This is a genomic window from Pseudomonas sp. F1_0610 (assembly GCF_047470865.1).
Lineage (GTDB): Bacteria > Pseudomonadota > Gammaproteobacteria > Pseudomonadales > Pseudomonadaceae > JAZDRH01.
In genome coordinates, this window is record NZ_JAZDRH010000010.1 from 24664 (window position 1) to 48492 (window position 23829).

The following is a 23829-nucleotide window of genomic DNA, read 5'->3' on the forward strand; positions in this document are numbered from 1 at the left end:
AAAAACCTTCATCAGTTATTCAGCAAATAAGTGTGCCATGACCTATAAGTCATCACAAATCGACTATTGGATGATAGAGGCGCCGCTATGGTCACATTCTGCCAATAAAAAGGCTAAACGTTCTTGCATACGTTCATAAACATTACGTTGAGCTGCATTAACGGCTGCTTCAATTGCATATTCAAAGGCTTCATGAGTCGCCGAGCCATGGCTTTTTATAACCACTCCATTCAAACCCAGTAAGCAGGCACCATTATATTGCGCGGGCTTAAGTGTTTTAGATAAGGCGCGCCAAACAGGAATGGACAACCATTTCATTAACAAGGCGCGCAGACCACGGCCTAGCTGCTCACGCACCTGACCACCAATCATCTGCACCATACCTTCTGCTGATTTTAAGATAGCGTTTCCTACAAAACCATCACAGACAATCAGATCAGCTTCACCGCGGAACAAGCCATCACCTTCAATATAACCTATATAGTTAACACTAGGCATTCGTTGCAGTAGCTCATCTGCAGCCTTCACTGCCTGCGTACCTTTAATATTTTCTGTACCTATATTAAGCAGAGCAACTTTAGGGCTAGACAGACCCTCTGCCTCTAACGCTGCCACCCCCATGAGCGCAAACTGCACTAGGTTATCAGCAGAGCAATCCACATTTGCTCCAAGATCTAACATATAGGAACGTCCCTGCTCAGTTGGTAGCGCCGTAATAATGGCAGGCCGATGAATTCCTTCAAAAGTACCCAATTCAAGACGCGACAAAGCCATAAGCGCCCCTGTATTGCCGGCACTCACGATAGCATCAGCCTTTGCCTCTTTAACTAACTGAACAGCTACTCGCATTGAGGAATTAGTTTTTCCCCGAATCACCTGTGAAGGCAACTCATCCATAGCAATGCATTCAGATGCATCAACCACAGAAAGGCGTTGTTTATCAGCTAAAGAATAATGAGAAAGAATTTTTTCTAAAACAGCGGACTGACCTACAAGGATCAGTTTTAATGACGGGTGCGCTTTTAGCGCTGTAATACAAGCAGGTACAATGCAGCGAGGACCATAGTCCCCGCCCATCGCATCAACTGCAACAATTGGAGCTGTCAAGATTTACTCGGCAGAATCCTTGCTCACAATTTGACGACCACGGTACACACCAGTTGGTGATACATGGTGACGTAAATGCACTTCACCAGTGCTTTTCTCTACAGACAATGCATTTTCAGTTAGTGCATCGTGTGAACGGCGCATATCGCGCGCTGAACGAGATTTTTTGTTCTGCTGAACAGCCATAATTAACTCCTAAACGTTTGGGTCACGCTTTAATTGCGCCAATATACTGAACGGGTTGGACTTTTTTACCTCTTCCTCGTCAAGCTCAGGTTCTTCAAGCTCAACTGGCGGCCGACATTCGTCACTTGGATGCATCGGCACAATCGGCAAGCTCAGCAACAGCTCATCCTCGATTAGCGCATGCAAATCCAGGGGCTCTTCCCCCACTTCCAGTACGTCGTAGCCTTTCGGCAACTGTGAATCATCCGTGCCTGGCCATATCACTGCGTAGCTAAAACTACCCTGACATGGCAAAGCGGCTTCTTCCAGACAACGCTGGCAAACCATCCCGACCTCAGTAGTAAGATCAAGCTGTATTATAACAGCTTTTTGCTGGTCGCGACTAAAGGTCACATTTACTAGTACATTACCAGTAGCATGTGTCGACAAATCGCAAACCCTTGTAAACTGTGCCAAAGGCAGGCTGCCGTTAAGGCTAATGCCACGATCAGCTAATTTACGAGGATCAACGTGAGGAGGAATCGGTCCATTCAACATAGGCGCGGTATTCTATGGATGCGTAGGCATACTGTCAAAGGTTATTCGATTTATAATGCAGAAAGTCGCTAAAAGGCGTACTCTTTTTTTCATTATAAGTAAAAGTTTCTCGCACTTATTTGTTTTAAGTCTTTCTTGCTTAAGCACTCTGTGCGAAACTCACATGATATTGATCTTACTGTGAATGTAAAGTTTATATGTCTAGTTTGTGGTTACATCTTATCGCTGCCAGCTTATATCTTGCCGCCAGCTTCTACCAAGGCTACTGCCTATGGCGTAAAAATAGCCTGAATAATACCTTTTTTATCGTCATTGGTTTTTTAGGCTTGATTGCTCATTCATTTGCCTTATTTCCACAGGTTTTTTTACCCTCAGGTTTAGCCCTAAGTTTTTTTAATGCTGCTAGCCTAACGGCTATAACTGTAGTAGCTGTTATGTTAATTGGCTGCACGCGTATGCCATTGCAAATGCTGCTTTCGCCACTTTTTGCCATTAGTGGGGTTACTGTATTGCTTTCAACATTTATTCCAGCTGGCACCGTGAACCCTATTCAAGAACACCCAGGTATTTTGGCACATATTCTTTTTTCAATCTTAGCCTCTGGCATGATTATCATTGCCGTTTTTCAATCTTTACTTTTGCTTAATCAAGAGCAACAACTACGTAAGCGCCCTATATCACGCCTAATCAAACTTTTTCCGCCATTGCAAACCATGGAGTCACTGCTCTTTGCCTTTTTAAGTGCTGGCTGGCTTTTCTTAAGCTTATCACTAATGACTGGGGCTATTTATCTTGAAAATTTTTTAGCGCAGCACTTAGCGCACAAAACCTTATTATCCTGCCTTGCTTGGGTAGTATTTGCCGTATTATTGTGGGGTCGCTATCGCCTAGGATGGCGTGGACATAAAGCCATTCGCTGGACATTAGCTGGCTTTTGTTTGTTAATGCTCGCTTATTTTGGTAGCAAATTAGTTCTTGAATATATTTTTCCAGCTTAAGGTAATTGCTGACTGTGAATGACATGGATATCGGCTATCTTATTGGCCTTTTGATTTTTTTAATTTTGTGCTCTGCATTCTTCTCCAGTTCCGAAACTGGTTTGCTTAGCCTGAACCGTTATCGTTTACGCCATAAAACACGTGAAGGCCATAAAGGCGCAAAGCTAGCCAGTGAACTACTGAGTAAACCTGATCGTATGCTTGGTACTATTTTAGTTGGCAATAACGTTGTTAATATTTTAGCAGCCTCCATTGCTACTGTTGTTTGCGTCAAGTTTTGGGGTGAAGCTGGTGTTGTAATTGCCACTGCTGGCATGACAATCTTAGTCCTTATTTTTGGTGAAATTACACCTAAAACCTTGGCGGCCCTGCGTCCTGAGCTTGTCGCTTACCCTGCAGCACGCGTACTTAAAGTTCTGATGTTTATTCTAGCACCCGCCGTTTGGCTAACCTCAACTATTAGCAATATTTTACTACGCATGCTAGGTGTTAATACTAGCCTTAAAACCTCAGACGCACTTTCTCGTGAAGAATTACGTGCCATTGTGCGCGACTCACAAGCCAGCCTTGCGCATAATGGCCAAGAAATGATGTTAGGTGTGCTGGATTTAGAAAAGATTACTGTCAATGACATTCTTATCCCCCGCAATGAGGTTTTTGGAATTGATCTTAACAGTGATTTAAATACTATTGTTTGGCAACTACGTACTACTACTCATACACGTATACCTCTTTATAGGGATAATATTAATCAGATTCTTGGCGTTATTCATATGCGCCAAATAGCGCGCTTACTTACCCTGAACAAACTGACCCATGAAGATTTACAAAGCGCATGCAATGAGCCTTATTTCATTCCAGAAAGCACACCACTGTCGATTCAACTATTAAACTTTCAACAACAAAAACGTCGTTTCGCCATTGTGGTTGACGAGTATGGTGACGTTGAAGGCATTGTTACTTTGGAAGATATTCTTGAAGAAATTGTAGGCGACTTTAGTGCGCCTGAAAATCGCCATGAGCCTGAAGCCAGTTTGCAAGAGGATGGTAGCTATATTATTGATGGCACAGCGCATGTACGCGAGCTCAATAAAGAAATTAACTGGCAGCTTCCACTAGATGGCCCTAAGACTATCAATGGTTTGATTACTGAACATTTAGAAGATCTTCCTGACGGTCCTGTTTGCTTAAAGCTTGGGCAGTATTACCTAGAAACCTTAGAAATTCGTGACAATCGTATTATCTCTGTGCTCGCTCGTGATCTTAAAAACACTAAAAAAACAATGGCTAACCACTAAGGTGCTAGCAAACACCTTTAGGTACTGTCATTAACTTAAATTGCTGTGGCTGCAAGGCGGTCCCCCCTTGCACCTTCATTCCTCTTAAATCACAGCTTACAAACTGTGTTTTATAAAAAGTACAGTCAATAAAACGAGCCGCTCGAAAAGCAACTGCTTGGAAAATAGCCGCTGTAAAGTCACAATTAATAAATGTCGCTCTACGCCCACCAAACTCCATTCCAGCCATGCCTGCAATAAACAGTGCCGAGTCAAAAATACAATCTACGCAGACTACATCATCCATATTAGCTAGAATCTGTGCATGCAGAAAGCTTGATTTTTCAATGCGCGCTTGATTAAAAGCACAGTAATCCAATTGAGCATAAGCAAAGTCAACTTGTTCCAAGCAGCTGTGGTTAAACGAGGTCGCCAGCACAGCATGGCTAAAATTAACCGCTTTAATCTGGGCTTGATGTAGACTTAACCCACGCAGAGTATCCAAATCAGAATCAGGGCCTATAACTATTCCAGAGAAGTCCACACAGTTAAGTTTAGGCGAAGCACTGGCTAAAGCCGCTAAATGCGGCTGGATATATTCTAGAAAGTGTGGGCTGGACCATTTAGTCTGAAGTATTTTTTTCACGGCAAGGATAGTCTATATTTTTTACCAGTATAAAAAAACTGACTAACTCTTTCTATTAACTAGTTGTTACATCAAATATTCTTTGTTGTTTCTTGTAGGTACCACTGCACACAGGCTTTAGCCAGTACCTCTGTTGGATCTATGGCATACACTAAGTACTTAGAATTGATACTTTGTAATGCTAATGGAATCTCTGTGCAGGCTAGCAGTAAATACTGTGCTCCCGCCTCAATTAGCTCTTGCGCACAGTTTTCAATCAAATGGGCACCTTCTTTTAGCTGTCCCTGCTTCACCAAGTAACAACCTTTCATAAAGAAGTTGTCCATAGTATCCAAACTATTCAGTAAAACCCGATATCCTGCTTTAGATAAGATAGATTGATACAAATTAGCATCCAACGCTCCTTGGGTTGCAATAATGCCAATTGTGCCTGCTGTACTTTGAGTATTTTGTAGTGTTTTGACTACTTCTTGTGCAATATGAAAAATCTTAACTGTTGTTTCTTTTTGTAGCTCAGCATGCCAGTAATGTGCCGTATTGCAGGCAATAGCTATTCTCTTTACTCCAGCGCGCTCTAATAATAAAACGCCTTCTAAAATAGCGTTTAGAGGTGACTCCCCCATCCCCTTTAGCGCCAACTGACGATCAGGAATAACACCGTTATTCCATACCAACATAGGCACATGGTCTTGATCGCACTGTGCATTTCTAATATCTAAAATCTTACGTTGTAAATCCAACGCGGCATAGGGGCCCATACCGCCAATAATACCTAACATAGGTGTTTTTTGATTTTCTTCCACAAGTTCAACCTAATTGCATTAGGCGTGCTACTTCCACACGCAAAACATTCAAAATATGCTGTTTTAAGGCAATATAGCGTGCATCAGCCATTAACTGCTCAAGGCGTCTTGGTCGCGAAAAATCAACGTTGATTTCTTGCGTTATTTGCCCTGGCTGCCCTGTCATTAAAACTATTCGATCAGCTAATAACAAAGCTTCATCAACATCATGGGTAATAAATAAAACTGTTGTTTTATTAGCTTGCCATAACTGCACTAACATCTCTTGCATCAATAGGCGTGTTTGTGCATCCAAGGCGGCAAACGGTTCATCCATTAACAAGACATCTGATTGTTGCACCCATGCTCTAGCTAGTGCCACTCTTTGCTTCATTCCACCTGATAATTGCCAAACAGCGTGCTCTGCAAAGCGTTTTAGCCCTACTTGCTCCATGTAGTAGTCAACCACCGCCTGATAGCTCTGCTCATTCGCGCCTCTCATTGTTAGTGCAAAAGCAATATTTTGCCGCACATTCAACCAAGGAAATAATTGTGGCTTCTGAAAAACCACAGCCCGTTCTGGGCTGGGTTCGCGCACTAAATTACCCTTAACTACGATCTGCCCTGAATTGGCTTGTTCAAAACCTGCTAAAAGATTTAGCAAGCTTGACTTGCCACAACCTGAAGGTCCTAACAGACAAACAAACTCAGCTTTATTAATAGAAAGATTAAGATTTTTTAAAACCTGATTTTGCTGGCCACTAGGACTGATAAATTCCTTGCTTACATTAATAAACTCAACATGCGCACTCATTAAAAATCCTTCCCCGCCCAAGGCACCCAGCGGGCTTGTAATTTAATTAGTAAGAAATCCAGCAAATAGCCAATGCCACCTAAAATAATAATGCCCAAGATAACCACATCTGTACGTAAATAATTACCTGCATTCAAAATCATCCAGCCTAGTCCAGATGTTGCGGCAACCATTTCAGCAGCGACTAACGACGTCCAACCAATACCAATAGAAAGCCGAGCTGTTGTAAATAAAGCAGGCAAACTATAAGGCAAAATGACACGCACAATTATTTGCACTGGCGATGCACCTAGATTTCTGGCCGCTCTTAATAAATCTTCTGGAATATCACGACTCGCCGCAGCAGCCCCAACAACGACACTCAAAAAAGTGGCTATAAAAATAAGAAAAAACTTTGAACCTTCGCCAATACCAAGCCAGAGCACCACTAAAGGGATCAAGGCTATTTTGGGAATAGGTCGAAGAAATTGCACAAAAGGATCTAATATGGCGTTAAGCACAGGGCTGCGTCCCATTATCAAACCTAAAGGAACGCCCAGCACAATAGCCATCAAAAATGCAGAGAATGCTCTCGCACAGCTCACCCAAATATGTTCATACAGCGGCACAAGGCGATAACCATTAGAAACTAAATCAGGCACTGATTTGACCAACTCAGATGGCGATAAAAGCAAGCTAGAAGCTATCCACCCCATACCGCTTGATAACTGCCATACAGCAATAACCACAACCACTGCAAACAAGCTAATACTACGTAAATAAAGCTTAGTCATGATTACGGCTCTTGTACGCTAACAGCATCAATTAGGTATTGATTATTGATAAAATCGGCATAGCTTTCAGGCTTATCTTGAACACGAATTTCACCTGTGCGAATCAAAAAATCAGCAATATCAAGCGCAGACTGAGCAATACCACTGTTCTTATCATGATTAATAGAACCTAAATACACCTTAGTGGCTTGCTGCTCTAGTGGTATATATTCAATACCGGACAAACTAGCGCGCACCTGCTCTGCTGGTAAACTCAAATGTCGAGCCAATTTAGAAATAGCCTCTTCTGGCGCATTCTGATACTCATCAACCTTAGCCTGGTAGTTACGCAAAAATGCTGAAACTAGTGCTGGATGTTGCTGCGCAAACTCTTTACGTACGACAAAGTTGTTATACACAATAATGCCGTGTTGTTTTAAATCTATTGTTTGATAAATGGCGTGCGCCCCTTGCTTTTCTAACTCCAACGAAAATGGTGCCCAGACATAAGCCGCATCAATATCACCACGATTCCACGCTGCCACAATTTCAGCTGGCTTTAAAGGCAATAAGCGAATGCTTTTTTTATCAATGGCCTGCACTTCAAGCGCTGCTTCTAATGCAAACTGAGCAGTGGAGTTGGCTGGGAAGGCAACAGTTTTACCAGCTAAATCATTTAGTTGTTTAATTTCAGGTTTAACCATGAGTTTTTCGCTAGTGGCAACCAGCCCTTCTAACCCTATGATCTCAATAGGTAAACCACGACTAATTCCTGCTATAGCTGGGTTATTACCAAAACGAGCAATATCAATTTCATTGGCTGCAAACAAACTTAATACTTCAGCACCAGAGGCAAATTCAACCCATTTAACAGGTACGCCTAGTGCTTGATCAAACGACTTATCTATTTGCCCTAATACCCATATACGCGGGCCGCCCGCCCAAGCCAAGCGCACTTCTTCTAATTTTTCACTCGATTCAGTAGCTGTCACTTCCTGTTCAGGCGAGCAGCCTTGAGTTAAAGCAAGAAATGACAATAGACCTGCAATGACAATGCGGTTAATCCAAGAACTGTGCATAATTAAATCTCTTACATACTATTATTTTGCACACTATAGATCAGGCGCAGAATAACCTAAAATAATAAGTAAAGATAATTTTATATCAAAAAGGAATTAAAATCTTAACCTAAGATTTAGCTAGATTGCTAAAGATAAAACATAACCATGGGTGTGATATGCCTACAAAAAGCAAGGCAAGCGTCTTACTCCAGCAAAAACTAATTTGCTAAAAAGGGTAACGAAATAATGGCTTTTATTTAAAAACAGTTGCCAGAGTAGGCTAAGACGATATTAGCTAAGAGCTTCCACCCTTAGCTAATTTCATTAGAGTTGAATACCGATTGAGCGAACCGATTGATTTGCCTTCGCACGAGCAGCTTCTATATTTTCATCAAGGGCTAAAGCCACCCCCATACGACGCTTACCATCGACATCAGGCTTACCAAATAAGCGTAAAGCAGTGTCTGGTTCAGATAACGCAATGCCCAAGTTAGAAAAAACTGTTTCTTCTGAGCAACCTTCGGCCATAATCACTGCCGAAGCAGCAGGCCCATACTGGCGAACATAAGGAATCGGCAAACCTAAAATAGCCCGCGCATGTAAGGCAAACTCAGATAAGTTTTGCGATATTAGCGTGACCAAACCTGTATCATGCGGGCGTGGGGAGACTTCGCTAAACCACACTTGGTCGCCTTTGACAAATAACTCAACACCAAATACACCGCGACCACCTAAATCGTCAGTAATCGCACGCGCAATTCGCTGAGCCTCCTCAAGTGCCGCTTCACTCATAATTTGAGGTTGCCATGATTCTTGGTAATCGCCATCTTCTTGTCGATGACCAATAGGATCACAGAATAAAACACCTTGCGCATGACGCACAGTGAGCAAGGTTATTTCATAGTCAAAATCAATAAAGCCTTCAACAATGACCCGCCCTGCACCTGTCCGACCACCTTCTTGTGCATAGTCCCAAGCTGTTTGTAAATCTTCTGCACTACGTAAAACACTTTGTCCCTTACCAGAAGAGCTCATTAGGGGTTTAACTACGCATGGATAACCTAATGCAGCAACCGCTTGTTGGTATTCATCAAAGTTGTCCGCAAAGTGGTAAGGAGAGGTCGGAAGTTCTAATTCTTCCGCGGCAAGACGGCGAATGCCTTCGCGATCCATAGTGAGCTGAGTAGCCCTTGCGGTAGGTATGACAGTAAAGCCATCTTTTTCAAGCGCGGCTAATGTTTTAGTCGCAATGGCTTCAATTTCGGGAACTATGTAATGTGGTTGTTCTTGTTCAATAATGGCGCGCAATACATCACCATCTAACATATCCACTACGTAACTACGATGCGCAACCTGCATGGCAGGTGCATTGGCATAACGATCTAAAGCAATCACTTCAACGCCTAATCGTTGTAATTCAATAGTTACTTCTTTACCTAGCTCTCCTGCACCACAGAGCAACACTCGTGTGGCCTTATTTGACAGGGGAGTACCTATGGAAGGCATTTTGCGTCCTCTTGCAACCTATAGAAGCCCTACTCTACACGTAAAATGCTAATCTAGGCTAGCAAGAGCTTACACGAAACTAAATTTTTCTATCAGTTTGACAAAACTGTAACAATATACTGCAACTTAGCGTTTTACAGAGGATAAGGTTTAAAGCTTTTATTTTCTCGCTCTACGCAACGACGTAAAACTTCGCGCTTTTCTTCGTTACTCATTTTTCCCCAATAACTAATTTCTTGGCCTGTGCGGTAACAGCCCATGCAAATATCATCAATATCTAAAGCGCAAATGCTCACACAAGGCGAAGCTACTGGCTTCTCGTTCTCTGGTATAGACAAAGCACACCTCTGTTTATTTAGTCTAGCCAACGCCATAAAGTGTTATGGCTCTGAGCATAATATAAATAAATTGTAAAATATTTTCCCTACCCAATTAACCCTTAGCTCTTATGATGAGTGCATTTTTAGTCCTAGGATATCTCATGCGTAAGTTAATTATTGGCAGCTCTTTATTAGCTTTGACACTCTTAACAGGTTGCAGTCAAAAAATTGCCAAACCTAATGAATATGGTAGTTTTTTATCCAACTATGATGGCTTAACGGTGATTGAAGCCGACTCAGGACGTAAAGCCTTGCGCTGGGTAAACCCTGAAGTAGAACTTAGCCAATACGGACAGATTATTTACACCCCCATTCAATATCATCCACTACCTGCCAAGTCTGAACAAATTACTAAAGGAACCCTAAAAAATATCCTAAATTATGCCAATAAACAGGTTGAATTAGCCTTAAATAAACAAGAAGAAAAAATCCAGACGCCAGCAAACAAACATAACGCCTTAATTTTCCAAGGCGCTATCACTCGGGTAGATCTAAAAACAGAGTCTTTCCAACCTTATGAGGTCCTGCCTGTAATGGCGATAGTGTCTGGCGCTGAGTATGCAATGGGTGGGCGAGACATTCGTAGTAGCATCTTTTTTGAAGCTGAATTTGTTGATTCAAACTCACGTCAACCTGTGGTGCGTGTGATTATGCGCGCTAACGGCGAAACACTCTCCAACAAAAAGACCAAACTCAGCCTAAACGATGTAAAAGAAGCCATTGATTTACTAGCAACAGATATTGCTAGTTTTCAACCTGTAAGCTAATAACTTTATGCACAAAGTCAGCGCGCTCCTCGACGCTGGCTTTAGGCAACTCATAGAGTTGATAACCAAGCTCGGTATAGATATCACACATTGCTTGGTAGGTTTTTACCGCTAATGGATAGTCTTGCTTGCGTTGCTCATCTTGACAATAGATCTCAAACCACGGTGGCGCAATAAGCACTTGTGGTTGATAAGGATACAGCTCAGCGGCTTTTTTTAGATATTCTGGAATGGGTAGCTGAGATAAATTTAAATAACCAAGAATGTCTGGCACGCCTCGATCATATAAACAGATATCATCCTTGGCTAGTTCATAAGAATAAACTTCCCAGGTTAACATTTGCTCGGCAAATTTTTCAGGTGAGCGCCAAGGCAAAGCACTACCGCCAATACGCTCTTGCATTTGAATAATAGCACGCCCCGCTTCAATACTAGTCTGTATGCCTTGCGCAGCCAAATACGCTAGTAAGGTACTTTTTCCGCTACCAGGTCCACCTGTTATAATAAAACGTTTTGTCATCTTTTCTTAAATTTCATACCTATTGCATACACTATTTCTGGGCAACCCAAATAGTCCAAGAATCTTTATCCATTAATGGCATATGCGCCGTTACTTTTGGCGAAATATACGCAATTAACTGTTCCAGTTCAGCATCGGTTAATTCATGCAAGATAGAACGCCCCTTACGCGCACTAAACTCTTGCTGTAATGCCTCAATATTGGGATATAGCAAGCGGTCCTCCCAAAAACTTAACTGTTTTACAGATCGAAAACCGACTGATTTAAGTCCTTGTTTAACCAATTCAGCCGTAGGCCGTCGCTTAGCCTCAAAGGTTAACAAGCGTGGGAAGCATTCAAACAAATAACCACGAATATGCTCAGGACTCCCCGCATAGCGCACATCTTCTTGGGTTCTATCTTGAATAATATAGACCCCATTAGCGGCTAACACACGGTAAGACTCAGCAAAGCAATGTAATTGATCTTCTAAGGATAAGTGATGAATCAAAGCGCGCTGAAAAACAATATCTTGGCTTTTATTGGCTAGTCCGCTAGCCAAGGCTTCTCCTTCTAACACCTTTATTTGTGCTATGCCTTTGGTTTCACGCTGGGCATCTTCAAGCATAACTTTAGAAGAATCAATAGCAGCAACTTGCTTAGCGCCAAGCTCTACCCAAGCCCTTGAGTAAACAGCTCCACCACAGCCAATATCAGCCACGTTCTTATTGCGCGCATCCACTAAAGACGCCATGAGCGCTATCCAAGAATCTTGTGCATCACGCCCTGTATAAGCATCATGTTGGTGGGCTGCATTAAAATCTATAGACATAAATACTCCTACCAATAGGGTTTTAATCCAAGCTGATCTTTCAAAAGAAAAATAAACCTAGCCTATTTACTTAGGCTATATGGAAGGAGTTTACTCAGCTACTAAGTCTTTTTTATAACGCTGTGCATTTTGCACATAGTGCGCTGCACTGGCTTCTAAGCCTTTCATTTGCTCAGGTGTTAATTGACGAACCACCTTGCCTGGTGACCCCATAACCAAGCTACCATCTGGGATTTCTTTGCCTTCAGGTACCAAACTATTAGCGCCAATTAAGCAATATTTACCTATTTTTGCACCGTTTAATATCACTGCATTAATGCCAATTAAGCTGTAGTCACCTACTGTGCAGCCATGCAGCACCACATTATGTCCAATGGTCACACCTTTACCTAAGATTAAGGGATAACCAATATCCGTATGAATCACTGTGCCATCTTGCACGTTGGCATTTTCCCCAATATGAATCAGCTCATTATCTCCACGCAATACGGCACCAAACCAAACGCTAGCACCTGCATCTAAACGAACACTACCTATAACATCGGCCGAGGGTGCAATCCAGCTATCTGGGTGAGCTTCAACACTACGGTTAGCTAAACGATATTTCATTTTTTATTATCCTTATTAAATGATTTTAAGCTTTCCAACTGGCGGCCGGTGCAGATCGATATCTGCACCAAACACTAGATTGGTGAGTTCCACCAACATGATGGCAGTTAAACCCCAGATTTTATATCCCTCAAATTGGTAACTAGGTACATACCAACTGCGCCCTTGATAATCTATTCGATGAGTCATTTCGCGGGCATCATCTGCAAAAAATGATAAAGGAACAGAAAAAATAGCGGCTATCTCACTTTCATTTGCCACATACTCTGTATGTTCTGCCACCAAACCAACATAGGGCGTCACACTCACGCCGTGTTTCGACATTAATGTGCTTAAAGGGCCAACCACCTTAACACGTTCAGGAAGCAAGCCCACTTCCTCATGAGCCTCACGTAAAGCTGTAGCGATAAGATCAACATCCTGCTGCTCATAATGGCCACCAGGAAAAGCCACCTCACCACTATGTGTAGAAAGTCCAGTAGCACGCTGCGTTAAGATAACCTGAGGATGAGTAGACTCAGTAATAGGCACCAAAACAGCCGCCTGAGGAACATGTGAAGCTACTTTAATCGTTTTAGGCTGATAGGACCTTACTCTGTGTACCATATCTAGCAACATAATTTAGCTCTCTTATTCTTTATTAAAGATAGTAACACTCCTTTGTTTTTCGACAAGTTTTTACTATTCTTTGACTGAAAAACGCCAATGGCGTCATAGGAGAACATTCTTTGTCTCGTTTTTCAGCACGTTATATTCAAAAACTATTAGATAGCAGCGACGTACAACACCTAGCTGAAATTGCCAACATACTCAGCTCAAATCCACTGACTGATTTTACGCTTAAGTATTACAACCTACCTTCCGCCTTATTTGTATTTATTGAAACACAAACATGGTTTGCACAAGGTAGCCGATCAGGTGTTTGGACGTATTTTGAAGCGACTGATAAAACTACTCAGCAACAAATGGCCAAAGCGCTTTTAGCCTTTGCACCTAAGGATTTTTATCAAAATTACTTACTGGGCATGAGCCATTGGCAAGATACTGTATTCACTGAAAGGCTAGATCACTGGTTAGATACCAACCAAGAACGCTGTAATGTCTGGCTCGTCGAACATTTACAGCAGTATTTAGCGCTATTTCGCTACCATTTAATATAAAAAAGCCGAACACTAAGTCCGGCTTTTCATTAGGCATTATGAGTTAATCTACCCATACGCGAGCATTACGGAACATACGCATCCAACCGGCATCTTCTTGCCACTCATCTGGGTGCCAAGAGTTATTAACGGCACGGAATACACGCTCAGGATGAGGCATCATTATGGTTACACGACCATTACCAGAGGTCAGCCCTGTAATACCACGTGGAGAGCCATTAGGGTTAGCGGGATAGCCTTCTGTTACGGCGCCATGGTTATCAATAAAGCGAGCAGCAACGCAGCCAGAAGCATCAGCCGCTAACATCGCCTGCTCATTACTGAACTCGGTAAAGCCTTCACCATGAGCCACAGCAATTGGCATTTGAGTACCTGTCATACCTTGGAAGAAAATCGAAGGCGATTCCTGAATTTCCAGCATAGCAACACGGGCCTCAAACTGCTCCGAGCGATTGCGCACAAAACGTGGCCACATGTCTGACTCAGGAATTAACTCTTGTAGGTTAGATAGCATCTGACAACCATTACAAATACCTAAAGCAAAGCTATCTGTACGATTAAAGAAGCCCTCAAACTGATCGCGCGCTCGACTATTAAAGAGTACTGACTTAGCCCAGCCTCCGCCCGCACCTAGAACATCACCGTAAGAGAATCCGCCACAAGCCACTAAGCCTTTAAAGTCTTCAAGACTCAAACGCCCTTCTAGAATATCACTCATGTGTACGTCAACTGCGGCAAAACCTGCACGATCAAAAGCCGCGCCCATTTCAATCTGACCGTTAACACCTTGCTCACGTAAAATAGCTACGCGAGGTCGAACACCTTTATTGATATAAGGTGCTGCAATATCTTGGTTCACATCAAAGGTTAGTTTTGCGAATAAGCCTGGGTTAGCTTCATCTAACAGGCTAGCAAATTCTTGATCTGCACATTCTGCATTATCGCGTAAACGTTGAATGTGATAACTGGTTTTTGCCCATGTGCGCTGCAGTAAGCTGCGCTTTTCAGCAAAAATCGTCTCCGTTGATAAGCGAATACCTACTTGTTCGCCAGCAACAGCTTTACCTAACACATGCACGCAATCGGCTAAACCAAACTGCTCAAACAAGGTTAATACCGCTGCTTTATCTGTGCTGCGAATCTGCACCACCGCACCTAACTCTTCGTTAAATAAAGCAGCAATGCTGTCTTGAGGTTGAATAGACAGCGCATCTAGTGCGATATCTAAACCACAGTGCCCAGCAAATGCCATCTCTAACAAGGTTGTGATTAAACCGCCGTCTGAACGGTCATGATAGGCTAATAACTTGCCGTCTTGATTTAAGCACTGAATCGCATCAAAAAAGGCTTTAACATCTCGTGCGCTATCGGCATCAGGGACTTGCTGACCCATTTGACTATAAACCTGAGTCAAGATAGAAGCGCCTAAACGATTTTTGCCGCGCCCTAAGTCAATCAGCAAGAGCTCATTTGAACCTTTATCTAAACGTAGCTGAGGCGTTAGCGTTTGACGCACATCCTGCACAGGTGCAAAACCACTGATCACTAAGGATAGAGGAGAAATGACGGCTTTCTTCTCACCGTCTTCTTCCCAACTGGTTTTCATTGACATTGAGTCTTTACCTACTGGAATAGTAATTCCTAGCGCAGGACAAAACTCCATACCAACGGCTTTCACTGTGTCATATAAGCGCGCATCTTCGCCAGCATGGCCTGCCGCAGCCATCCAGTTGGCGGATAAGCGAATATCGCTAATTTTTGCAATGCGTGCTGCCGCCAAGTTAGTAATAGCCTCAGCCACCGCCATACGACCAGAAGCAGGCGCATCCAGCACAGCCAACGGAGTACGCTCGCCCATTGCCATAGCTTCGCCGGTATAAACATCAAAGCTGGTCGCTGTCACCGCACAGTCCGCTACGGGTACCTGCCAAGGCCCTACCATTTGGTCACGCGCTACCAGCCCTGTAATTGAGCGATCGCCAATAGTAATTAAGAAACTTTTGCTTGCTACAGCTGGATGGCTTAACACCCGTTCCACAGCCTCTGCAACAGTCACATCTTGAGCAGAAAACGCATCTGTTAGGCTGGTTTCACGTGTAACTGAACGGTGCATCCGTGGCGGCTTACCTAGCAACACATCCAGTGGCATATCTACAGGCTTATTATTGAAGTGACTGTCTTCTACGGTAAGATGCTCTTCAGCAGTGGCTTCACCCACTACAGCAAAAGGACAACGCTCACGCTCACAAATAGCCGCAAAACGTTCTAGATCTTTTGCGTCCACAGACAGCACATAGCGTTCTTGCGACTCATTACACCAAATCTCAAGCGGGCTCATACCCGGTTCATCATTAGGCACATTGCGTAATTGGAAACGTCCACCACGCCCAGCGTCGCTTACTAACTCTGGTAAAGCGTTAGATAGACCACCTGCGCCTACGTCATGAATAAACTTAATGGGATTGTTTTCACCCATTTGCCAGCAACGGTCAATGACTTCTTGGCATCGACGCTCCATTTCTGGGTTATCGCGCTGTACAGAAGCAAAATCTAAATCAGCCGAGCTTGATCCGGTAGTCATAGAAGAAGCCGCACCACCCCCTAGGCCAATTAGCATGGCAGGGCCGCCCAACACAATCAGCTTGCCACCTACTTCAATTTCGCCTTTTTGTACGTGGTCTTCACGAATATTACCCAATCCACCAGCTAACATAATAGGCTTATGATAACCACGTACTTCTGCACCATTTACAGTGTTAACGCTTTGCTCAAAGGTACGAAAGTAACCTGTTAATGCAGGGCGTCCAAATTCGTTATTAAATGCCGCACCACCCAGTGGACCTTCAATCATAATATCCAGCGGAGTAACAATGCGCTCAGGTTTACCATAAGGCTTTTCCCAAGGCTGCACAAAGTTTGGAATATTTAGATTAGAAACGGTAAACCCAGATAGACCGGCTTTAGGCTTAGAGCCACGCCCCGTTGCGCCCTCATCACGAATCTCGCCGCCAGAGCCAGTTGATGCCCCTGGAAATGGCGCAATCGCAGTTGGATGGTTATGTGTTTCTACTTTCATCAGAATATGTACTGGCTGCTGGTTAGCACCATATTCTTTAGTTACAGGATCAGGATAAAAACGTCCTGCAGTAAAGCCTGTAATCACAGAAGCGTTATCTTTATAGGCGGATAGCACACCTTCGCTATTCATTTCGAAGGTGTTTTTAATCATTTTAAACAGTGACTTTTCTTGCGCTTGCCCGTCAATATCCCAGCTCGCATTAAAAATCTTATGCCGGCAATGTTCTGAGTTGGCTTGTGCAAACATCATCAACTCGACATCATGCGGATTACGTCCAAGCTTAGTAAAGCTTTCAAGCAAGTAATCAATTTCATCCTCAGCTAATGCCAGACCTAGATCAAGATTGGCTTTATCTAAAGCAGAACGGCCTTGAGATAAAATATCTACTTCAGTTAAAGGCTTAGGCTGTGCATGATTAAATAACGCTGACGCCTCTTCCATTGAGTTAAGAACCAATTGTGTCATGCGATCATGTAATACGGCTGCAATTTGCTGCTCTTGGGTGTCATCAAAGTCACCCTCCACATAATAAGCAATACCGCGCTCAATACGATCAATTTTGTCTAGGCCACAGTTGTTAGCAATATTCGTTGCCTTACTTGACCAAGGTGAAATGGTGCCAAAACGAGGAACAACAAGGAATAAGCGACCTTGTGGCTCTTTTGCTACAGTACTTGGACCATAATGCAGCAGACGATTTAAGACTTGACCTTCTTCACTACTTAACACTGCACTCACTTCAACAAAGTGGGCAAATTCGGCATATACACCGGTAATAGAAGGAACTTTTTGGTTTAGTTGCTCAAGTAACTTTCCGTGACGGAAGGCAGAAAGTGCTGGAGCGCCGCGCAAGATCAGCATGAAATAACAGCCCCGAACAAAGCAGTTCAAAAGACATTGTATTCTAGTCGTAGACAGCAAAAATAACCATCTATAATATTCACTTAAATCTAGGTGGGGCGATTATCAGTTTACTTGCGTATTCTTTTGCAACCCATTCTCTTTCTTTTGCTATACTCGGCGGTTATGCAGAAACTAAAAACAGTAGTTCTATCCAATGCGCTGTTTATCTTCCTATTTAGCGCCGCAGTCTTGCTTAGTGCTTGTCGACAAGAGACAACAGCACTTCAGCAAGTATTGGCCAGTGGCGAGCTAATTGTAATTACACGCAATAGCCCAGCCACTTATTTCCAAGATGAAAACGGCGATACTGGTTTTGAATATGAGCTGGTCAAACGCTTTGCTGATCACCTAGGCGTGCGCTTACGTATTGAAACCCAAGATAATATTGACGCTATCTATCAACGTCTTGAGGAACATGATCCTCAGCAGCCTGTATTAGCGGCGGCTGGATTAATTTCTACGCCTGATAGGGCTGAATACATTGCCTTCAGCCAAGGTTATTACAGCGTTACGCCAAAAGTAATTTACCATAAAAGCGCTAAGCTTCCGCGCAAGGTGGAAGATTTAATTGGCAAGCGTATTTTGGTTATGAAAGGCAGCTACCAAGCCTATGCGCTTAAACAACTACAAAAAGAACACCCTGAACTTATTTTTGAGACATCTGATGCAATTGAAAGCGTTGACTTACTTCGCCTAGTCAACGACAAACAAATTGATATCAGTATTATCAACTCTAATGAGCTGGCTATTAACCAAGTTTATTTTGCCAACGTGCGCCATGCCTTTGATATCGCCCCTGCTCAAGAGCAGCGCTGGGCGGTATTTCGCTCAGATGACGATAGCTTATTACAAGCCGCCAATGCTTTTATTACAGAGATTCAAGCCTCTGGCCTGATGGAGCGTTTAGCACAACGTTATTATGGGCACATTGAACAAATGGGCTATGTCGGTGCTTACGCTTTCGCCCAAGATTTACAACAACGTCTTCCCAAGTATGAAAAATTCTTTAAGCAGTCTGCTCAGGAATACAATATGGACTGGCGTCTGCTAGCAGCTATTGGCTATCAAGAGTCACACTGGCAACCTGAAGCCACGTCAAAAACTGGTGTGCGTGGACTTATGATGCTCACTAACAACACCGCAAAGGCCATGGGTATTAGCAACCGTTTAGATCCTGAACAAAGCATTTTAGGGGCAGCCCGTGTTATTGAAACACTGCGTAATGACAAAGCACTCAAAGACATTCCAGAACCAGATCAAACATGGCTTGTTTTAGCCTCTTATAATGTTGGTTTAGGGCACTTAAAAGATGCTCAAAAACTCGCTGAACAAGAAGGTTTAAATCCTCAAAAGTGGAATGATGTGCGAAAAATGCTGCCGCGCCTATCGCAAAAAGAGTGGTACAGCAAAACGCGTTATGGCTATGCCCGTGGCGGAGAGCCTGTGCATTTTGTCAATAATATTCGTCGTTATTACGATATTTTGACCTGGGTGACACAGCCACAACTTGAATCAAGCAACCTTGGCAATACCATGCTGCACAAACCTCAGATTGCGCCTGAAGTGAGCACAAACACACAAGACGAGCAAGCTAGGCTTTAACTGCCATTTATCGGTTTAGTTTTCTTATGTTGAGCTCGTCGCTGCTTAAAAAAATCAGTTAATAAGCGACTGGCTTGCTCCTCAAGCACGCCACCTTCAACCAATACATAATGATTTAAATACAGACTTTCAAAGAATCGTTGCTGACTGACGGCAGCGCCAGCACGTGGCTCAGCGGCTGCAAATACCACACGTGCAATACGTGAATGCACAATTAGCCCTGCACACATTGAACAAGGCTCTAAAGTGACATAAAGGGTTGTATCTGGTAGTCGATAGTTTTGCAGTTGCCTAGCAGCCTGGCGAATAGCTAGCATTTCAGCATGAGCACTAGGGTCATGCTCAATAATGGGGCGATTAAAGCCTTCGCCTATAATGTGACCTTGCTGCACTAAAACTGCCCCCACAGGCACTTCACCTAACAGAGCACCTTGCTGAGCTAGCTCCAGTGCCCTTTGCATAAACTGCTGATCTTGCGAACGATCAATAATGCGCACTCGCCCTTTCATTACTTCTCTACTTTAATCGCTGCCATCAAGCCTGTTTCCATATGGTCAATAACATGACAATGGAACATCCAAGTGCCAATGTTATCAGCAACCAAGGCAACACGTGCTGTTTCTTGCTTATCTAATAAATAAGTGTCTGTAAAATAAGGATCAATTTTATGGCGATTAGAAGACAATATTTTAAATGCCATACCATGCAAGTGAATAGGATGCTGGTACTGGCTAATATTGCGAAGCTCAAAAATGTAACTTTGACCTTCTTTTAGCACAGCAATTGGGCGATCGGCGCAGGTATTATCTTGAATATCCCATGCCTGGCCATTAATTTGCCAAAAGGTATAGTTATCTTTATTGGGCACTGAAAGCATGCCTGCCCATTCAAAATTAAAGCGCATGACTTCTGCATTTTCTAAGTCAGGCTCAGCCAGTGGATTGGCTGGCAACGTACGTGGCCATGTCGTTTGCTCTGGTAGTCCTTGCTCAACACTATTAAAGCGCGCCAAGGTTAGTGGACCATTGAGCATACGCTCAGTCGTACCAGCCGCAGGTACTTTGTAAGCTAAGTCAAGACGCATACCAGGCCCTAAGCGGTATTCCTTAGGAAATGGCCGCGCTGGAGCCACAGGCTGCCCATCAATGGCATAAATTTGGATATTTTTATTATCTAAACGCAAGCGGTAAGTTGCTGTATTATCTAGGTTTAATAAACGTAAGCGCACAATTTGCCCAGCAGGTAGATCCAGCTCAGGCTTGATCTTGCCATTAATTGTAAAAACAGTGCCTAAAGTGCCACCTCGGGCAGCATCGCGCGGAATACTAAACTCGGTAAACTGACCCTTCTCATCAATAGGCCAAGTTTTTAAGCACAGCGTATAGTCATGCTTAAAATCTGTACCATCACGTTCATCGACAATAATAGGCCCTACTAGACCACGCCCTAACTGCGGACCGCTGACCATGTGAGGGTGATACCAGAAACTACCTGCATCAGGTAGATCGAATTCATAATCAAAATATTCACCAGGCAATACCGGCAATTGTGAAACGTAAGGTACACCGTCCATTTCAATTGGAATACGTAATCCATGCCAATGAATAGTACTCCACTCAGGCAGCTTATTAATAAAACGCACACGTAGGCGATCACCTTGGCGTGCTCGGATCTCAACCCCAGGTGCTAAATTATTGTAACCCCAAGCAGGTGTCATATGCCCTGGTAGCAATTCTAGATCAAAAGGGGCAGCTATTACTTCATAGTCATGCGTGGTTACCTTTGCAGGGCGGCCTACCCAGTAACGCACAGCTCCAGCGGTTACTCCTATCACGCTAAGCCCAGCTAAGCCTGTGAGTACCTGCCTACGAGTAAAAGACATAACCGCCCCTTAAATACTTTACAAATGAGAATAAATTGCAACAATTATGCGACATTTTGTCTATTAAGCAAGCCACTGCACTCAGGTTGTTGATATGTATCAGACATAAAAAACCGAGCCTAGGCTCGGTTTAACTATCATTTTAAACTAACTATTTTATTGGATAATCTAAAATCATATTTAACTCTACAGCAATTTCTTGCGTTACATAGCACTCTTTTTTGGCAGGAGCATCAGCCGGTGTCAAGCACTCTGGCATTTTATTTGATGTTCCTGAAATAGCGTATAAAGGAGTTTTAATACGTACGCGACGCGTTGTTGCAGACTGGTCAAAATACACACTCTCGCTAAAGCTACTAGCGGGCGTTAAAATTCGATAATTCCAGTTAGGCGTTTCAATGCCATGGGGTAACTCATCAATAACAGCATAAGCAAAACGCGCCGGTAAATTGGCTAGAGTCAATTTTTCGCCCATAGAGCACTTAAAGTACAGCGTTGTTTTTACCCCTTGTGCATTAAAGCTTAATGGTAAAACACCAGGTTCGCGACACTCGCCTAATGCCTGCTCTAAACTAAGCTGCTCTGTTGCATTAACAGACCAACTGGCAGGATGTTCTAGCGCCCACTTAGCTGTTGCTTTTTGAGCCTGCACATAATCTGAATCCATCTGTGGCAGCAATACGCCGTCTTTACAACCTGTTAGCAAAGTAACTGCACCTAAAGCAGCTAAAGTCATTTTTTTAAACATAACTCATCCTTATGTACGATGCGTCAAAATAAAGGTTGAGGGTGGATACTGCATGATTCGTTTAAACATAGTAGCAAAAGCGGCTGGATTATCGTAACCACATAAATTAGCCACTTGCGTAACAGCTACACCTTCAACCAATAAAGCCAAGCTATAAGTAACACAGGCTTGCTGTTTCCAAAAACTAAAAACCACACCTGTTTGCTCTTTGAACCAGCGGATAAATGTACGTTCACTTTTATAGTGTTTTTTAGCCCACTGCTGAGTGCTTTGCTTAATATCAGGTTGTTGCAAAAAAGCCGCGCAGCTTTTGCGCAGAGCCTCATCGGCAGGCATAGGTAGCAGTAGCGAGAGCTTATCTGCTGCTTTAATTTCAGCTAACAATAGCTCTGCTAACAAGGCATCCCGCCCATTCAATTCATAGATTAAAGGTAAGTCGGCGGCAGCACAGAGTAGTTCACGCAACAGGGGCGCCACACTTATAACCTCACAACTGGAGGAACGCACTGACTGTTCTGGCTCAATATAGACACTGCGTGTACTTACGCCAAGCATAACTACTTTATGAGGAACATCAGCTGCAATCCACACCGCATGCTGAGGTGGCACTATCCAAGTACCTTGCGCCACTTCCACATGCATTACACCTGTCATGCCATACAACAATTGAGCTCGACGATGGCTATGCCAATCAAGTACCTGCCCATGGTTGTAATCGGTACCAATAGCCACTATAGCTCTTGGCGTATGATCCAGTTTAGCAATTGAAATATTATACATTTACACTCAGCCCACTTGGCATAAATACAAAACTTAATGTCCAGTATGCGAAAGTACGCCATATATTTTTAGATTAATCTAGCTTTTATTTACGATGAAAAAGCTATGACTTACTTAATTCTATTTGGCTTTGGCTGCCTAAGTGGCTTAACCACGGTGCTATTTGGCTTTGGTGGCGGATTTGTCGCCGTTCCTGTTATGTACTGGTGCATCTTACGGGTTTATCCTGAAAACGCTTTACTGCAATCTAACGCGATGCAAATTGCTGTTGCGACATCTGTCATGGTAATGCTCGTGAATACAGCACAAGCCAGCTACAAGCATTATCAAAAAGGCAACTGGCGCTGGGATCAAATAAACCCCTTGGCTATTTTTATTGGTGTTGGCGCTATTATTGCCACCTACGCTATTCGTTTTTTTGATACTGACCTGCTTAAAACACTTTTTGTATTGTATTTAGCATTAACTATTTTAGATGCTTTAATACGTAAAGGCTTTATTCAAAGCCCCAGCCAACAAACACCATCTCCTCTCTCTAAACCTACCAGCACAGTCTATGGCCTAATTATTGGCTTTGTTGCTACGCTATTAGGTGTGGGGGGCAGCATAATGACAGTGCCTTTAATGCGTCGACGTGGTTACAGCATGACCCAAGCAACGGCTTTAGCCAGCCCTTTGAGCTTACCCGTTGCAGTACTAGGCAGCGCTGGTTACCTCGTACTGGGACTGTACTCTCCACTGGACTTAGGTCGAACCTATATTGGTTACATAGATCTTGCAGCCTTTCTTGCTTTAGCAGTAGGCTCTTGGCTGGGCATTCGTCTTTGCACTCCATTAATTGGTAAATTACCCGACCAGTTACATGCCAAGATTTATATCGCCCTGCTTGCCTTTGTCCTTTTAAGCGTTTGGCTAAACTAAT

25 protein-coding genes are annotated in these 23829 nt (G+C 43.3%); 6 read left to right on the forward strand and 19 right to left on the reverse strand.

Annotation, left to right across the window (positions count from 1 at the left end):
- Positions 1 to 63 precede the first annotated feature (63 nt).
- From plsX to VQ643_RS07465, 3 genes are read right to left on the reverse strand one after another with little or no spacing between them, the layout of a single operon-like run.
- Positions 64 to 1107 carry a phosphate acyltransferase PlsX gene (gene plsX, locus VQ643_RS07455; RefSeq protein ID WP_414198892.1) on the reverse strand — a complete coding sequence of 348 codons (1044 nt, stop codon included), beginning with the start codon at positions 1105 to 1107 and terminating at the stop codon, positions 64 to 66.
- A 3-nt stretch (positions 1108 to 1110) separates the two neighbouring features.
- A complete protein-coding gene (rpmF, locus tag VQ643_RS07460) occupies positions 1111 to 1293 on the reverse strand; it encodes a 50S ribosomal protein L32 (RefSeq protein WP_414198894.1) in 183 nt (60 codons plus the stop codon).
- 9 nt (positions 1294 to 1302) lie between these two features.
- Positions 1303 to 1830 (reverse strand): YceD family protein, encoded by a 528-nt coding sequence (locus tag VQ643_RS07465; protein ID WP_414198896.1) that lies wholly within the window; start codon positions 1828 to 1830, stop codon positions 1303 to 1305.
- A 197-nt stretch (positions 1831 to 2027) separates the two neighbouring features.
- Here VQ643_RS07465 and VQ643_RS07470 point away from each other — a divergent pair, with 197 nt between their 5' ends.
- Positions 2028 to 2828 carry an inner membrane protein YpjD gene (locus VQ643_RS07470; RefSeq protein ID WP_414198898.1) on the forward strand — a complete coding sequence of 267 codons (801 nt, stop codon included), beginning with the start codon at positions 2028 to 2030 and terminating at the stop codon, positions 2826 to 2828.
- Positions 2829 to 2842: 14 nt separating this feature from the next.
- Entirely contained in the window at positions 2843 to 4126 is a 1284-nt protein-coding gene (locus VQ643_RS07475) for an HlyC/CorC family transporter (protein ID WP_414198900.1), read from the forward strand.
- 4 nt (positions 4127 to 4130) lie between these two features.
- Here VQ643_RS07475 and VQ643_RS07480 read toward each other — a convergent pair whose 3' ends face one another.
- From VQ643_RS07480 to VQ643_RS07510, 7 genes are all read right to left on the reverse strand, one after another.
- The gene (locus VQ643_RS07480; protein ID WP_414198902.1) at positions 4131 to 4751 is read right to left on the reverse strand and encodes a pentapeptide repeat-containing protein; all 621 of its coding nucleotides are present in this window, start codon (positions 4749 to 4751) and stop codon (positions 4131 to 4133) included.
- Between the two features lie 71 nt (positions 4752 to 4822).
- Positions 4823 to 5554, reverse strand: a complete 732-nt coding sequence (locus VQ643_RS07485; RefSeq protein WP_414198904.1) for an aspartate/glutamate racemase family protein — start codon at positions 5552 to 5554, stop codon at positions 4823 to 4825.
- Positions 5555 to 5558: 4 nt separating this feature from the next.
- A complete protein-coding gene (locus VQ643_RS07490; protein WP_414198906.1) occupies positions 5559 to 6347 on the reverse strand; it encodes an ABC transporter ATP-binding protein in 789 nt (262 codons plus the stop codon).
- Complete coding sequence (locus VQ643_RS07495) at positions 6347 to 7120, reverse strand: ABC transporter permease (protein WP_414198908.1); 774 nt, start codon at positions 7118 to 7120, stop codon at positions 6347 to 6349. The genes VQ643_RS07490 and VQ643_RS07495 overlap by 1 nt, the downstream gene beginning before the upstream one ends.
- A gap of 2 nt (positions 7121 to 7122) precedes the next feature.
- The gene (locus tag VQ643_RS07500) at positions 7123 to 8178 is read right to left on the reverse strand and encodes an ABC transporter substrate-binding protein (protein WP_414198909.1); all 1056 of its coding nucleotides are present in this window, start codon (positions 8176 to 8178) and stop codon (positions 7123 to 7125) included.
- A 306-nt stretch (positions 8179 to 8484) separates the two neighbouring features.
- On the reverse strand, positions 8485 to 9666 hold the full coding sequence (gene purT, locus VQ643_RS07505; RefSeq protein ID WP_414198911.1) for a formate-dependent phosphoribosylglycinamide formyltransferase: 1182 nt from the start codon (positions 9664 to 9666) through the stop codon (positions 8485 to 8487).
- A gap of 134 nt (positions 9667 to 9800) precedes the next feature.
- Complete coding sequence (locus VQ643_RS07510; RefSeq protein ID WP_414198913.1) at positions 9801 to 10004, reverse strand: DUF1289 domain-containing protein; 204 nt, start codon at positions 10002 to 10004, stop codon at positions 9801 to 9803.
- Positions 10005 to 10147: 143 nt separating this feature from the next.
- On the opposite strand from VQ643_RS07510, the gene VQ643_RS07515 reads away from it, so the two are divergent.
- Positions 10148 to 10813, forward strand: coding sequence for a DUF3313 domain-containing protein (locus VQ643_RS07515; protein ID WP_414198915.1), 666 nt, complete (start codon positions 10148 to 10150; stop codon positions 10811 to 10813).
- Here VQ643_RS07515 and VQ643_RS07520 read toward each other — a convergent pair.
- The 4 genes from VQ643_RS07520 to VQ643_RS07535 all read right to left on the reverse strand — a co-directional run bounded on the left by VQ643_RS07520 (position 10791) and on the right by VQ643_RS07535 (position 13371).
- The gene (locus tag VQ643_RS07520) at positions 10791 to 11333 is read right to left on the reverse strand and encodes an AAA family ATPase (protein WP_414198917.1); all 543 of its coding nucleotides are present in this window, start codon (positions 11331 to 11333) and stop codon (positions 10791 to 10793) included. The genes VQ643_RS07515 and VQ643_RS07520 overlap by 23 nt on opposite strands.
- 31 nt (positions 11334 to 11364) lie before the next feature.
- Positions 11365 to 12144, reverse strand: a complete 780-nt coding sequence (locus VQ643_RS07525; RefSeq protein ID WP_414198918.1) for a class I SAM-dependent methyltransferase — start codon at positions 12142 to 12144, stop codon at positions 11365 to 11367.
- Positions 12145 to 12234: 90 nt separating this feature from the next.
- Positions 12235 to 12753, reverse strand: coding sequence for a gamma carbonic anhydrase family protein (locus VQ643_RS07530; protein ID WP_414198919.1), 519 nt, complete (start codon positions 12751 to 12753; stop codon positions 12235 to 12237).
- Positions 12754 to 12768: 15 nt separating this feature from the next.
- A complete protein-coding gene (locus VQ643_RS07535; protein WP_414198921.1) occupies positions 12769 to 13371 on the reverse strand; it encodes a CoA pyrophosphatase in 603 nt (200 codons plus the stop codon).
- 110 nt (positions 13372 to 13481) lie between these two features.
- Here VQ643_RS07535 and VQ643_RS07540 point away from each other — a divergent pair, with 110 nt between their 5' ends.
- Complete coding sequence (locus tag VQ643_RS07540; protein ID WP_414198924.1) at positions 13482 to 13913, forward strand: hypothetical protein; 432 nt, start codon at positions 13482 to 13484, stop codon at positions 13911 to 13913.
- 43 nt (positions 13914 to 13956) lie between these two features.
- Here VQ643_RS07540 and purL read toward each other — a convergent pair whose 3' ends face one another.
- The gene (gene purL / locus VQ643_RS07545; RefSeq protein WP_414198926.1) at positions 13957 to 17853 is read right to left on the reverse strand and encodes a phosphoribosylformylglycinamidine synthase; all 3897 of its coding nucleotides are present in this window, start codon (positions 17851 to 17853) and stop codon (positions 13957 to 13959) included.
- Between the two features lie 165 nt (positions 17854 to 18018).
- Here purL and mltF point away from each other — a divergent pair, with 165 nt between their 5' ends.
- The gene (mltF, locus tag VQ643_RS07550) at positions 18019 to 19497 is read left to right on the forward strand and encodes a membrane-bound lytic murein transglycosylase MltF (protein ID WP_414198929.1); all 1479 of its coding nucleotides are present in this window, start codon (positions 18019 to 18021) and stop codon (positions 19495 to 19497) included.
- Here mltF and tadA read toward each other — a convergent pair.
- The 4 genes from tadA to VQ643_RS07570 all read right to left on the reverse strand — a co-directional run bounded on the left by tadA (position 19494) and on the right by VQ643_RS07570 (position 22907).
- A complete protein-coding gene (tadA, locus tag VQ643_RS07555) occupies positions 19494 to 20006 on the reverse strand; it encodes a tRNA adenosine(34) deaminase TadA (protein WP_414198932.1) in 513 nt (170 codons plus the stop codon). The two genes, mltF and tadA, sit on opposite strands and share 4 nt — an antisense overlap.
- On the reverse strand, positions 20006 to 21379 hold the full coding sequence (locus tag VQ643_RS07560; protein WP_414198933.1) for a multicopper oxidase family protein: 1374 nt from the start codon (positions 21377 to 21379) through the stop codon (positions 20006 to 20008). Before VQ643_RS07560 ends, tadA begins: the two co-directional genes overlap by 1 nt.
- A gap of 151 nt (positions 21380 to 21530) precedes the next feature.
- A complete protein-coding gene (locus VQ643_RS07565) occupies positions 21531 to 22127 on the reverse strand; it encodes a hypothetical protein (protein ID WP_414198935.1) in 597 nt (198 codons plus the stop codon).
- A gap of 9 nt (positions 22128 to 22136) precedes the next feature.
- Positions 22137 to 22907 (reverse strand): AraC family transcriptional regulator, encoded by a 771-nt coding sequence (locus VQ643_RS07570; protein WP_414198937.1) that lies wholly within the window; start codon positions 22905 to 22907, stop codon positions 22137 to 22139.
- Positions 22908 to 23012: 105 nt separating this feature from the next.
- Here VQ643_RS07570 and VQ643_RS07575 point away from each other — a divergent pair, with 105 nt between their 5' ends.
- Entirely contained in the window at positions 23013 to 23828 is an 816-nt protein-coding gene (locus tag VQ643_RS07575; protein ID WP_414198939.1) for a sulfite exporter TauE/SafE family protein, read from the forward strand.
- Position 23829 lies beyond the last annotated feature (1 nt).

Bases quoted from the DNA above. Each gene is read 5' to 3' on its own strand.
- VQ643_RS07465 (WP_414198896.1), bottom strand. From the start codon at position 1,830: ATGTTGAATGGACCGATTCCTCCTCACGTTGATCCTCGTAAATTAGCT.
- tadA (WP_414198932.1), bottom strand. From the start codon at position 20,006: ATGAAAGGGCGAGTGCGCATTATTGATCGTTCGCAAGATCAGCAGTTT.
- purL (WP_414198926.1), bottom strand. From the start codon at position 17,853: ATGCTGATCTTGCGCGGCGCTCCAGCACTTTCTGCCTTCCGTCACGGA.
- VQ643_RS07565 (WP_414198935.1), bottom strand. From the start codon at position 22,127: ATGTTTAAAAAAATGACTTTAGCTGCTTTAGGTGCAGTTACTTTGCTA.
- VQ643_RS07535 (WP_414198921.1), bottom strand. From the start codon at position 13,371: ATGTTGCTAGATATGGTACACAGAGTAAGGTCCTATCAGCCTAAAACG.
- VQ643_RS07520 (WP_414198917.1), bottom strand. From the start codon at position 11,333: ATGACAAAACGTTTTATTATAACAGGTGGACCTGGTAGCGGAAAAAGT.
- rpmF (WP_414198894.1), bottom strand. From the start codon at position 1,293: ATGGCTGTTCAGCAGAACAAAAAATCTCGTTCAGCGCGCGATATGCGC.
- VQ643_RS07530 (WP_414198919.1), bottom strand. From the start codon at position 12,753: ATGAAATATCGTTTAGCTAACCGTAGTGTTGAAGCTCACCCAGATAGC.
- purT (WP_414198911.1), bottom strand. From the start codon at position 9,666: ATGCCTTCCATAGGTACTCCCCTGTCAAATAAGGCCACACGAGTGTTG.
- mltF (WP_414198929.1), top strand. From the start codon at position 18,019: ATGCAGAAACTAAAAACAGTAGTTCTATCCAATGCGCTGTTTATCTTC.
- VQ643_RS07490 (WP_414198906.1), bottom strand. From the start codon at position 6,347: ATGAGTGCGCATGTTGAGTTTATTAATGTAAGCAAGGAATTTATCAGT.
- VQ643_RS07470 (WP_414198898.1), top strand. From the start codon at position 2,028: ATGTCTAGTTTGTGGTTACATCTTATCGCTGCCAGCTTATATCTTGCC.
- VQ643_RS07560 (WP_414198933.1), bottom strand. From the start codon at position 21,379: ATGTCTTTTACTCGTAGGCAGGTACTCACAGGCTTAGCTGGGCTTAGC.
- VQ643_RS07570 (WP_414198937.1), bottom strand. From the start codon at position 22,907: ATGTATAATATTTCAATTGCTAAACTGGATCATACGCCAAGAGCTATA.
- VQ643_RS07515 (WP_414198915.1), top strand. From the start codon at position 10,148: ATGCGTAAGTTAATTATTGGCAGCTCTTTATTAGCTTTGACACTCTTA.
- VQ643_RS07575 (WP_414198939.1), top strand. From the start codon at position 23,013: ATGACTTACTTAATTCTATTTGGCTTTGGCTGCCTAAGTGGCTTAACC.
- VQ643_RS07500 (WP_414198909.1), bottom strand. From the start codon at position 8,178: ATGCACAGTTCTTGGATTAACCGCATTGTCATTGCAGGTCTATTGTCA.
- VQ643_RS07525 (WP_414198918.1), bottom strand. From the start codon at position 12,144: ATGTCTATAGATTTTAATGCAGCCCACCAACATGATGCTTATACAGGG.
- VQ643_RS07495 (WP_414198908.1), bottom strand. From the start codon at position 7,120: ATGACTAAGCTTTATTTACGTAGTATTAGCTTGTTTGCAGTGGTTGTG.